This is a genomic window from Enterococcus sp. LJL98, from assembly GCF_054871745.1.
Genome location: NZ_JBTXLU010000016.1, coordinates 25,991 through 38,389 on the forward strand (window position 1 = coordinate 25,991; position 12,399 = coordinate 38,389).

Below are 12,399 nucleotides of genomic sequence, written 5' to 3' on the forward strand. Positions count from 1 at the left end.
TTTTTTGTGACATTTAATCACCTCAAACGTTTAGTCTGTGAAAGGAGGGGAGTGAAACCTTGGAACAAGACGAGTTGGAAAAGCTTTATCAACAATATGGAAAAGAATTAACCTTGTACGCTTGGAATTTAACGAAACAACAAAGTGATGCAGAAAGTTTGGTTAGCGATGCTTTTTTACAATTATCTCTACAAAAAGAAGGTCCGGCAGAAGTTAAATTCTGGTTGTTTCGAGTGGTGAAGAATGGTTTCCTTGACCAACAACGACGTAAAAAACGTTGGCGTTTTGCTTTATTTGATACAGAAATGAAAAGTTCAAAGAAACAACCTGACGAAAGGTTAGTAGAACAAGAACGACATCAAAATTTATATCAAAGTATAGAAAAGCTCACTCCTCCCTACAAGGAAGTGATTGTCTTATTTTATTTTCTAGAGTGGTCGGTTCAAGAAATTGCAGATTACTTGGAGCTAACGAATGGACAGACACGGACACTCTTGTATCGTGGACGAAAAAAATTAAAGGAGGACTTAAGTCATGACGAATTGGAAAGAACTGATTGAAAAAATCAGAGCCGGAGAAGCAACTTCTTATGAACAAGCACAATTTGAAGAAAAACGACAAGAGTTCGTATTTTTTCAAGAGTATTTATTGGATGAGGAATGGAGAGCTTTAGAAAAATCCCCGTTAAAAGAAGAGGGGCCTGCTATTTCTTACAAGAAGATGAAACGAGAGATCAATCGTCGGTTAATCAAGAAAATTTTGTGGGTTTTACTTATTTTAGTCGGAATCGGTGGTGTGGGTTTTTATGTGGCTCAACAGTTGATGGACCGGTATTATTATAATCCGATGGTGACGATGGAGGGGAACCGGATATCGGATTTGAGTACGTATGAAATGCTTTACAATGAATTAATGTATCCTGATTACGAAATTACAGATGCAAATGTTGAGCGTACAGGACCGGCTGAGTATCGTTTGGATTATCAGTATCAACATGTGTATGAAGCTGAAAAAAATGTAAGCTATACTTATGAAATTATACGAGGGAAAAAAAAGTCTCCTATGAATCCATTACAGGAAAGATTCACCTTCCATTTGCCAATCGATCGAAGTGAAGGACTCCATTATCAAGATGATACATTAAAAAAAGTAAAAGAAATGCCGAAAAGTAGTAGTTTATATGGCTATTATATTTTTAAAGAGCCCTTAACACCAGAAGAGTTAATTGCTTGGATTGGGAATGCACACTTGAAGGATTCAGGGATTGAGGTTACCTGGATGTCAGTGAAAAATCAAGATGAGAGTACATTAAAAGCCGGGGAGGTTCTACGGTCATTGGGGATGAATTTATGGAATGGACTGAATCTCCAATTTGATAATCCATTCTATGGAGAATTGAATCTTATTTATCCGGAGTTGTTCCCTCACGCATTTAACGGAGTGAGTTTAGGTTATCAAGGAAAAACCTATGAGGATCACTATCGATCCGTATTACAATATTTGATTGATGAGCAAGAACAGTTAGATTATCTTTCTTATAACCCAACCTTAGAGGTGGAAGATCTACAAGAAGCCCTCGATTATGTGAATGAAAATGGTGTTAAGATTGATGGTGTATACGTGGCTGGAAATGTTGAAACCTTTATTCAATATGCAGAAACTGAAGAAGTTCTTTTGACAGATGTGTATAATACGAGTTTATATAGTCAGAGATATTAAGTTTTGAAAGGAGCTAGGATTCAGTGTGACGGCTGAGTTTTGGCTTTTTTTGTTTGGGAGTTTCTACTATTCTGAATAAGAATTGAAAAGGTAAATAGAGAATTTGGTGTGGAAGACTGTTTAGCTAATCTCCTTCCAAGAAAAGCAAGGTGGTCAAGTACTTCTAAAGAGAAAGAATACATCATAACAGGTATGGACGTTGAAGCAGAAGTCTAGATTTGTTTGATGAGATGTGTGAGTTTTGGTGAGAGGAAAAAGACATTCAAGCAAGATGCTTAAATGTCTTTTTTCTTTGCCTGAATGGCTTCTTCCAACAATACTTGTAATTCGCGAATTCCTTGTAGAATAAAAGCTTTTTCATCAGTAATTCCGTCTTTGCTATAAATAATTTTCCCGAGTTGAAAACTGGTATCCATTACTTGCTCGTGCAACTTTTTTTGCTCATCAATTGAATCTAAATAGGATTGTAGCAATAGGTGATCAGTTAATTCATGCTCTTGTTGCGGCCAAATATGATAGTCTGTCAAATCCACTTGTTGACTCCAAGTGGGAATAGAGGAGAGGAGTTGATTATAATGATCGTTTGTTCCAACACGAGTCTCACTGCGATAATGTTGAAAAAGTAGATAGACTTGCAGCTGCTTTTTATTTAGCAAAACACCAATACAAGCATTGCTGTTCGGTTGTTCGGTACTCCGATAAGCTGCCCAAAAATGATTCCGTAAATTCCAACCATTTGTCCAACTCTCGACTTTTGGTTTACTAAAAAAGGCTTCTGTTTCTAGTTCGTTAAAGATCGCGAGGTGTAGTGCTTTCCATTGTTGCCAAATAACTTTATATTGCTCTTTAATAGTTTCGATTTCTTCAACTGAATGTTGGGTTTTTAACTGCTTAAAAGTGAAAATTTCACGTTCAAAAATTTGATGGGCATTTGGTGGTAACTTCATTTTTTTCCCTCCGGTGTAGTGTTGTAAAAGAAAACCTTGCGATGATTTATAGAATGGGTAGTGACAATCAGCCTTTTTTAAAGTTGGACAGCAGTCATCATGTGTGTAATTTTCGAAATTGGTTGGGTGTTACCCGGTACTCCTGTTTAAAAGCCGCGATAAAACGACTTGTTGAATGAAACCCAATTCTTAGTCCGATTTCTTGAATCGATAGTTCTGGGGAATTCACCAATAATTCTTTTCCTTTCGTTAAACGAAAAGCAAGTAGATACGTTTGAGGACTTTTTCCAATAAAACGTTGAAAAAGACGACTTAAATATTGCTGGCTAATAAAGCAATCTGCTGCAAGTGCTTGAATGCTTAAGTCTTCTGCATAGTTCGTTTCAATTGTTTTGATTGTTGGTGCAACATATTGTTGAAACAAAGGATTTAAAGTGCTTTTTTGTTCTTCGAGGGAAGTCGATAAGTGTAATAAGAAGGTATAAGCTTCTTGTGAGACACGTGCGGGGTCAAGTGTCTTTTTTTGATAGTGGTTCAAGACTTGTTGGATCCATCCTGAAAAGGAAAAAGTTTGCGTGTCTGCACTACAAATCCATTTGTTTGTGCCCAAAATCAAGGGGATATGCTCAACCAAAGTTCCATTAAAAGTTACAAAACAAGTCTTCCAATCCTCAATAGAAGCATAACGGTGAGGGAGGTTGGCAGGTAATAAAATCCCTTGTCCAGGTAATAAGATGAACCTCTCCCCAGCAACAATGACTTCTCCTTTACCAGACTCTGTTTGTAACCAGTGATAATAAGGGTAACCTTTGCTTCGATTGAAAGGACCTTGATCCCAGTTATTTCCCATGCTTTCAATCGCGATAGGAAAAGTCGAGGACATGAGTTGAAAATAAAGAGGCATTTTTCTTCTCCTTTGTTTCAATAATTGCTACTTTTTGTTTTCTCTTTTCATACTATCAAACCTAGAAAGGGATTACAATAAGGTGGAGTCTTAGAAGTTCGATTTTAGGAGGAGTAAATTCATGTCAACATTTGAAATTAAAGAGGAGTTCCTATTAAATGGAGAACCATTTAAAATTATTTCAGGTTCCATTCACTACTTTCGTGTGGTGCCAGAGTATTGGAAGGATCGTTTAGAAAAGCTACGTTTGATGGGTTGTAATACGGTAGAAACGTATGTACCTTGGAACTTACATGAACCACAGGAAGGACAATACAATTTTTCAAAAGGAGCAGATTTACGTAAGTTTATTCAAACAGCAGAAGAAGTTGGCTTATATGTTATTCTACGTCCGTCGCCCTATATTTGTGCAGAGTGGGAATTTGGTGGATTGCCTTACTGGTTATTAAAAGATCCTGAAATGAAGTTGCGCTTTAGCTACGCACCTTATATGCAAAAAGTTGCGAATTATTTTCGTACTCTTTTCAAAGAAGTAATTGATTTACAAATAACTCACGGCGGACCGATTATTTTAATGCAAATCGAAAATGAATATGGTGGTTACGCGAATGATAAAGTCTACTTGAATCAACTGACTGACTTAATGATTGCTCAAGGGGTGGACGTGCCTTTAGTGACTTCAGATGGCCCATGGGGCGATATGCTAGAAAATGGTTCGTTACAAGATCGAGCACTTGCAATCGTTAATTGTGGCTCTAAAATTAAAGAACATTTTCAGCGTTTAAGAGAGTTTCATGGTGAAAAGAAACCTTTGATGGTGATGGAATTTTGGATAGGTTGGTTTGATGCTTGGGGGAATGAAAAACACCATACAACTTCTATTGAAGAAGCAGCAAAAGAGCTAGCGGATACTTTAGAAGAAGGTTCCGTTAACTTCTATATGTTCCATGGTGGGACAAATTTTGGATTTACCAGTGGTGCGAATTATTATGAAGAGTTGGCTCCAGACGTAACCAGCTATGACTATGACGCGCCTTTAACAGAGTGGGGAGAAATGACGCCCAAATATAAAGCTTTTAGAGAAGTAATTCGTCAGTATGTTGAAATTCCTGAATTTGAGTTATCGACGAAAATTCAAAGAAAGAATTATGGCGAGTTGAAAGTAGCAGAACGGGTCTCTCTCTTTGAGACCTTGAATACGATCAGCGAAAAAATCACGTCGGTGTACCCATTAACAATGGAACAAGTCAATCAGAATACGGGTTATATTTATTATACAAGCGCGATTGGAACAGCACGAGAGATTTCCGATTTCCGTCTCATTACATGTATGGATCGAGCAAATATTTTCGTTAACGACGAACACTTGATGACGCAATACGATCACGAAATTGGGGTCAGCCAATCTTTTGAACTGACCGCAACAGAAAATCAGTTAGGTGTCCTAGTTGAAAATATGGGACGGGTGAATTACTCGGTTAAAATGAACCATCAACAAAAGGGAATTAAAGATGGTGTTCTAATCAATGGTGCGTTCCAAAGTGACTGGGAGGTTTACTCCTTACCGATGGATAATTTAGAAAAAGTTGATTTTAATAAGAATTACATAGCTGGGCAACCAAGTTTTTCTCGTTTTGAACTGGAAATTGATGAATGTGGGGATACTTTTATTGAACTTGCCAACTGGGGGAAAGGTTTTGTTGTTGTGAACGGCTTTAACATTGGTCGATTCTGGGAAAAAGGACCACAAAAACGTTTGTATATCCCAGGACCGCTTTTAAAAGAAGGATTAAACGAAATTATTGTATTTGAATCGGATGGAAAAATTACGGATTCGGTTTGTTTCGTATCGGAGCCGGATTTAGGTTGATAAAAGTACTTTTATGAATAGATGGGCCCTCCTTTTTGAGGAGGGGAAATTAGTGTAGATTTCTTGGTAGAACCTTTTCAGAAAATATAAGAATATACCTGTGAAAAACTTGAGTTCTATGATTATCCACCATCAATCAATTAGTTGCTAAACAGAAATAAAAAGGTTGAAAGCATCTTGATTATAAACTTATAGACTGATTGCATCAAACTGACTGCTTTTTTAATCTAGAAATAAAAGTAAATACACAAATTACGCTTTTAATCCAAATTGTTTTAAATATCTGTAAATTGTAGTAGTTATTTTCCGTTTCAATCGGAAGTCAGTCGTTCAATGAAATTGAAAATCGTCATGCATCGTGATTTGAGAAAATTAATATAGAGAAAGCACAGAATGTTGAGAAAAATCGAGTTCTGTGCTTTTTGTTAATCTTTATTTATATCTAGGTAGTAAGTGTTGATTGTTATGTTTTGATTGTGGTTTCCAAAATTTTTCCCGAAAAGTGTCATGCCACCTTGATTTATTGCATCGTCATCAATTGAAAATTTTAATTTTATAAAAGGACTGTCTTGTAGATTTAAATCATCAATTGTTACTTCTGAAAAAGCTTCGCCATCGATTCCTGTATCTAGTCTGTTGATCCTGAGATGTTTTAATAGACCATATTGACTGAAGTTATCATTCCACCAAGCAGGAGTGTATCTTCCTCGAACATCAGAGAAATTCCCTGGGACTGTATAAATAGCGACTCTAATATCATTGACATAGATTGAAATATCACTTGGCCAGGAGTTATTCGATAATGGAAATTCTGAGGCAATTTCAAAACTGATTTCTAGTAACTCAGGTGATTCATTTTTTAATAAAAGATTTGGTATTTTGTATTCAACGAATCCTTTGCTGAACCATAATAGTGAAGCATTTACTCGATCACTATCTAAAAAGAATTTTGGATCATCGGCTTTTCCTACAATTTTTTTATCAGTTGCTAATCCGCATGTCGGAGAAACAGAAAAATCAGTAAAATGTCCAATTTGTAAATCAGTAGAATGCAGTTGGAATTCTGGATAAATTTTAGCAGGAAAGGTAATTCTTATGTCTTCCACTTTTAGAAAAACCATTTTTTTGTTTCTATTCTTACCAATACCGCGTTCAGAGCTGAGTAATCCAGCATCTTCCATCTGTTGGATATGTCTTGTAGTAATTGATTTGCTGATAGATAAGTGTTCAGATATTTCTGTAATGCTTTTTTTTTGATTACCTAAAAAGTGTATAATACTTAATCTGGTTTCACTCGCGAGGGACTGAAAGACAGCGAGTGAGTTACTTGATAAATCTAGTTCCATATAAACCCAACCTTTCGTGTGAACTATATAGTTAAAATGAAAACGCTTTAAATAAGTATACCTTGAATGATGTTAACTGTAAAGTAGTTAAATGAAAATAAAGATATATAAGCATTGACAGCGTTTTCTTTAGGTGTTAACTTAGGTTTGTTGGAAAAATAAAAAAAGTAAACACTAAAAAGTTAATTGAATGATTAACTTTTTTGTGAATGGAGGAGTAATGATGAAAGTGAGAAAAATGCTGAAAATGGTTTTGGTTGCAAGTGCTTGTTTAGGTGCCTTGGCTGCTTGTGGAAGTAACTCATCATCTGGAAATTCAACAGAAAAAGCAAGTAAATCTAATGGTAATGAAATTGTTTTTTGGAATCCATTTACAGGGGCAGATAGCTCAAATTTGAAAAAAATGATTGATGAGTACAATAAAACAAATCCTGAATTTAAAGTGAAGAATGTTTCCTTGAAAGAAGGAGATATGTATACCAAAATACCGACTATTGTAAATTCAGGTAAAAATATTCCGGATGTAAACATTATTCATGGAGAGCGAATTAAACAATATAATGATAATGGGATGTTAGAAAGTATGGATGAATTACTGTCGGACTATCCAGAAATATCTGAGGAAAATTATGTAGCTGAGGCATGGAACATAGGTGAAATTGAAGGCTCTCGTTATAGTATCCCATTAGATATTCATAACTGGGGGATGTACTACAATAAAGAATTGGTAGAGAAATATATTCCAAATGCTCTAGATGATGGCATTGTTACTTTTGACGAAATTCAAGAGGCTGGAGAAGCTGCTGAAAAGGATAAAGTACGTTCTTTAGGGATTACTTGGATGAAGCCCAACTTCTTATCTCTCATGAAGCAAAATGGAGGAAGTTTGACAGATGATGGCATTAATCCAACATTAGATACAGATGCAACTCAAGAAACGCTACAAAAATGGGTAGATTTGTATAAAGCTGGTATGACAACGAAAGATGGTGAGGATCCTTATCAACTATTCCTTACAGGAAAATTGATTTTCTTTCCAGAAGGTATCTGGATGCGAAATAATGTAAGTGAAGCTAAATTTGATTGGGGGTTAACGAATTCGCCTCAATTATCAGATGATTTATCTAAGACTGTCAACTGGGCTTCTTCGCATCAATTTGTAATGTTTAAAAATGAAGAGCGGACAGATGAGAAGACAAAAGGAGTTTTAGATTTTATTGAATGGATTCGTACAAACTCTTTAGAATGGGCGCGAGCTGGTCAAAATCCTGCTTCTTTAGCGATTTTAGATGATGAAGAGTATAGTAAAATGCCACAATCAATCTTTATTAGTACACCGGAGCAACAAGAGACATTATCAATTTTTGATTATAAATACAACGGTTATGTGTCTGAATTCATTGATGCTCATGGATTAGATGTTGTATTTGGAAAAGCGAAGATTGAAGATTTCGGACCGAAAATGCAAAAAGAGGTTTCTGATAAAATATCAAAAGATCAATCAAATAAATAAGAAGAGAATATCTAGAGAAAAAAATTTTTTCTCTAGATCATTCTTATAAATGAGGTGTAAAGTAGATGATTGCAGAAAATCGCAAAAGATACTTGCCGTGGCTCTTTTTGGCGCCACACTTGTTAATATTTTTTATCTTTTTTTTAATACCTGTTTTTTTTGGAATATATATTTCTTTTACTGATTGGGACTTGTTTTCTTCTCCAGTTTTTGTAGGGTTAGACAACTATAAAGAACTGTTTTTCCAGTCAGACTCAATTTTCTATGAGCAGTTAAGAATTGGTTTGAAAAATACATTTTTATTTGTTTTATTTACAGTTCCATTTTGTATCGCAGTTCCATTGCTCTTAGCATCTGGACTGAATGCAAAACCGAGACTGAGTAAATTTTTTCAATCGATTTTTTATATGCCGTCACTATTTGCAATATCTGCAGTAGTTATTATTTGGACACTTATTTTCAATGTTAACTACGGACCAGTTAATCAAGTTTTTCAACATGATTTTCCATGGTTAGGTACTCAACCTTATGCTTGGATTTCTTTAGTAGTTGTGACCGTTTGGTGGACAATAGGCGGGAATATGGTTATCTATCAAGCAGCATTAAATGGAATTTCAAGGGATTTTTATGAAGCAGCTGATATTGATGGGGCATCTGCAATTCAAAAGTTTTTGAAAATTACATTACCGTCAATCAAAGGTCAAATTTTGTATACAGTAGTAATGACAACAATTGCTCAGTTTAACGTATATGGACAACCACTGATGTTAACAGGTGGTGGCCCTAATAACTCTACTCGTGTGTTATTAATGTATATTCAACAAAATGCTTTTGGATCCGGACAATCAATCGCGGGGATAGCTTCAGCGATGGCTGTTATTTTAGGTGTATGCATTATGGTTGTTTCAGTAATTCAGTTTAAATTTCTAGGAAAAAAAGATTGAGGGGGAGGAAAGATGAAGAGAAAATTTTCAGGTAAGTTATTAGCATTTTTATTCTTATTATTTATGTCGATAATTTGGATTGTTCCTTTATTGTATGGATTCTTTACTTCTTTTAAGTCAGAAATTGAGTTATTGACATCAGGAACACGTCTTTTACCAATTGAATGGGTACTAACAAATTACACAGAACTCTTATTGAATAACACAAGTACTCCTTTAGTGCGATGGTTTTTTAACTCATTATTTATCGCAGTAAGTCATACATTTTTAGTTCTATTTGTCGTATCATTTTCAGCTTTTGCATATAGTAGACTAACATTCAAAGGAAAAAAGGCATTGTTCTCCTTTTTACTAGCAACAATGATGTTTCCAGGAGTAGTTAATTTAATCCCCCTTTATAAAATTATGGATGTCCTGGGATGGGTAAACACCCCTTGGGCGATGATTGTACCAGGTGCTGCTGGTGTATTTAATATATTTTTAGTAAAGCAATTTATGGATAATATACCGAAAGATTTTGATGAAGCAGCACAAATGGATGGTGCGAGTGAATTGACAATATTTGTCAAAATTATATTTCCTTTGATCAAACCAGTATTACTGGTGGTTACATTGTTTTCTTTTACAGGATCATGGAATGATTTTTTATGGCCGTCGATTATTTTTAATGATATTGAAAAAATGCCAATTACCTCAGGATTGCAGTTGTTACAAGGAATGTATCAAGCGCAGCCTACCCTATTAATGGCAGGAGCTTTAATTGCTATTTTACCGACCTTTATCTTATATCTGTTTGCTCAAAAATATTTCTTGCAATCAATGTCATTATCAGCAGGAGTGAAGGGATAGAATTTATGAAAAGAGGAATAGAAAGAAAGTTGATATTGGCTTTAGGGATTTGGCAAATTATTGATGGATTAGTTACTATTTTCTATTACGGCTTATATAAATTCGGATTTCAATTACAAGGTTCAGCTAAAGAAAACGTATTGACTGACACTATGCAGTCGAGTCTATTTACTTTGACAACTACTTTTGGAATTCTCTTGATTACCTTGGGGATAGCAAACTTTGTCGTTAGTCAAAGATATTTAAAGGATAACCGAGTAAATAAAAAAACAGGTTATTTTTTAATTATTCAAGCATTATTTTCATATGTAATTTTTGATTTGATTAGTGTCGTAATTAGTATGTCAGCAGCAGTTATTTTGTTATCTAAGAATAAGAGTATCAAAAAAATGATGATTATAAAATAGGAGAGTAAAGAATGAAAAGAACAGAATATCCTAGGCCACAATTGGTTAGGCAGGAGTGGTTGAATTTAAATGGTGAATGGTTATTTGCTTATGATGATGAAAAAAAAGGAGTAGAAGAACACTGGTACAGAGAGAAGGGACATTATGACAAGAAAATAAATGTTCCCTTTGTGTATCAAAGTAAAGAAAGTGGAATTGAAGAAAGAGTTCCACATGATGTGGTCTGGTATCAAAGGGAATTTGAAATAGTCAACAAACCCAATGCTCGTACAATATTACATTTTGGGGCAGTTGATTATGAAGCGGATATTTATATTAACGGCCAGCATGCATGCCATCATATAGGTGGGCATACATCTTTTGAAATAGATATCACAGACAACTTAAATGAAACAGGCTTACAGCAAGTTAGTGTAAGGGCCTTTGATCCTCACTATGATGAGAGTATTCCTCGAGGAAAGCAATTTTGGGAAGATGAATCGGCAGCAATCTGGTATACCAATTCTACAGGAATCTGGCAAACAGTATGGATTGAACAAGTAAATACTTACTACTTAACAGAATTGAAGCTGACGCCGCATTTTGATGAAGGTAAAATCGAAATTGAAACAGTGCTAAGTCGATTTTGTCAAGATGCACAGTTAGAGTATGTGATTACTTTTAGAGGTGAAAAAATTGCATCGGGTAACTTAGATTTTATTACGAATAAGTTGATATTTGAAGTAGAATTGTATCAAGAGCATATTTTTAGAACGAATTATCATAATGATGGCTGGTCTTGGACACCAGAAAATCCTAATTTATTCGACTTAGATTTAAGGGTTAGAAAAAATAAAGAAATCGTTGATGAGGTTCAATCTTATTTTGGTATGCGAAAAGTTCATACTGATAATGGTATGGTTTATCTAAATAATAAGCCGTACTATCAAAAATTAGTATTAGATCAAGGGTATTGGCCGACAGGTTTACTGACTGCTCCAACCGATGAAGATTTTAAAGTAGATATTGAACTATCAAAAAAAATGGGATTTAACGGCTGTCGAAAACATCAAAAAATGGAAGACCCACGATTTTTATATTGGGCCGATCAATTAGGTTTCATCGTCTGGGGAGAATGTGCGGCGCCTCCAATTTATAATAGAGATTCTGTTGAACGATTGATGATTGAATGGACCGATATATTGAAACGAGATTATAATCATCCTTGTATTATTACCTGGGTTCCTATTAATGAAAGTTGGGGCGTTCCTAATATCTCTTTTGATCGTCAGCAACAACATTTTTCTCAGGCAATATATAATTATGTTCGTTCTTTAGATATGACTCGTCTGGTTATTTCTAATGATGGGTGGGCAGCTACAGATACAGATATCGTAGCAATTCATAATTATCAACATGGACAAGAAGATGAAGTCAAAAAATATAATTACTTTAAAGATAGCATAGGTACACGCGAAAAACTACTCTGTAATATCTCGACCCCTTGGCCTATTTTTGCAGATGGTTTTTCTTATAGAAATCAACCGATTCTTTTGACAGAATTTGGTGGAATTGGATTTGATGTTTCTGGTCAGCCTGGTTGGGGTTATACATCTGTAAAAGATAAAGAGGAATTTATAGCGGATTATCAAAGAATTATGGATGCTGTTTATGCGTCAACAGGATTATGGGGATATTGCTATACTCAAATTACCGACGTTGAGCAAGAGATCAATGGACTATTAACCTATAATCGGCAACCGAAGTGTGATTTAGAAAAAATCAAAGAAATAAATGATGGCTTCCATGTATTTAGTGTAGAGTAAAGTGTTTGTGTCGTAGGATCGGTATTCCCACCGCTATTAAAAGAAAAACAATTAAAGTATGATCAACCGCAAATAGCATCCAAGGACCAGCTTAT

The 12,399-nt window shown here is 35.1% G+C and carries 11 protein-coding genes; 8 read left to right on the plus strand and 3 right to left on the minus strand.

Annotation, left to right across the window (positions count from 1 at the left end):
• The first annotated feature begins 59 nt into the window (after nt 1–59).
• Together ACYSNO_RS11740 and ACYSNO_RS11745 are read left to right on the plus strand one after the other, a co-directional pair.
• On the plus strand, nt 60–560 hold the full coding sequence (locus ACYSNO_RS11740) for an RNA polymerase sigma factor (RefSeq protein ID WP_461731268.1): 501 nt from the start codon (nt 60–62) through the stop codon (nt 558–560).
• A complete protein-coding gene (locus ACYSNO_RS11745; RefSeq protein WP_461731269.1) occupies nt 535–1,719 on the plus strand; it encodes an anti sigma factor C-terminal domain-containing protein in 1,185 nt (394 codons plus the stop codon). Before ACYSNO_RS11740 ends, ACYSNO_RS11745 begins: the two co-directional genes overlap by 26 nt.
• Nucleotides 1,720–1,994: 275 nt before the next feature.
• Here ACYSNO_RS11745 and ACYSNO_RS11750 read toward each other — a convergent pair whose 3' ends face one another.
• Entirely contained in the window at nt 1,995–2,666 is a 672-nt protein-coding gene (locus ACYSNO_RS11750; protein ID WP_461731270.1) for an HI_0552 family protein, read from the minus strand.
• Between the two features lie 97 nt (nt 2,667–2,763).
• Nucleotides 2,764–3,570, minus strand: a complete 807-nt coding sequence (locus ACYSNO_RS11755; RefSeq protein WP_461731271.1) for a helix-turn-helix domain-containing protein — start codon at nt 3,568–3,570, stop codon at nt 2,764–2,766.
• 121 nt (nt 3,571–3,691) lie between these two features.
• Here ACYSNO_RS11755 and ACYSNO_RS11760 point away from each other — a divergent pair, with 121 nt between their 5' ends.
• Nucleotides 3,692–5,440, plus strand: coding sequence for a glycoside hydrolase family 35 protein (locus ACYSNO_RS11760; protein ID WP_461731272.1), 1,749 nt, complete (start codon nt 3,692–3,694; stop codon nt 5,438–5,440).
• A 425-nt stretch (nt 5,441–5,865) separates the two neighbouring features.
• Here ACYSNO_RS11760 and ACYSNO_RS11765 read toward each other — a convergent pair whose 3' ends face one another.
• A complete protein-coding gene (locus ACYSNO_RS11765; protein WP_461731273.1) occupies nt 5,866–6,786 on the minus strand; it encodes an ArsR/SmtB family transcription factor in 921 nt (306 codons plus the stop codon).
• Between the two features lie 223 nt (nt 6,787–7,009).
• Between ACYSNO_RS11765 and ACYSNO_RS11770 the strand changes: the two genes are divergently transcribed.
• The 5 genes from ACYSNO_RS11770 (at nt 7,010) to ACYSNO_RS11790 (ending at nt 12,304) form a co-directional block, all read left to right on the plus strand.
• A complete protein-coding gene (locus tag ACYSNO_RS11770) occupies nt 7,010–8,299 on the plus strand; it encodes an extracellular solute-binding protein (RefSeq protein ID WP_461731274.1) in 1,290 nt (429 codons plus the stop codon).
• 65 nt (nt 8,300–8,364) lie between these two features.
• Nucleotides 8,365–9,243, plus strand: coding sequence for a carbohydrate ABC transporter permease (locus tag ACYSNO_RS11775; protein WP_461731275.1), 879 nt, complete (start codon nt 8,365–8,367; stop codon nt 9,241–9,243).
• Between the two features lie 12 nt (nt 9,244–9,255).
• Nucleotides 9,256–10,092 carry a carbohydrate ABC transporter permease gene (locus tag ACYSNO_RS11780; RefSeq protein ID WP_461731276.1) on the plus strand — a complete coding sequence of 279 codons (837 nt, stop codon included), beginning with the start codon at nt 9,256–9,258 and terminating at the stop codon, nt 10,090–10,092.
• Nucleotides 10,093–10,097: 5 nt separating this feature from the next.
• Nucleotides 10,098–10,499: a hypothetical protein gene (locus ACYSNO_RS11785; protein WP_461731277.1), complete on the plus strand. Its 402-nt coding sequence runs from the start codon at nt 10,098–10,100 to the stop codon at nt 10,497–10,499.
• 11 nt (nt 10,500–10,510) lie between these two features.
• Nucleotides 10,511–12,304 carry a glycoside hydrolase family 2 protein gene (locus tag ACYSNO_RS11790; RefSeq protein WP_461731278.1) on the plus strand — a complete coding sequence of 598 codons (1,794 nt, stop codon included), beginning with the start codon at nt 10,511–10,513 and terminating at the stop codon, nt 12,302–12,304.
• Nucleotides 12,305–12,399: the final 95 nt, after the last annotated feature.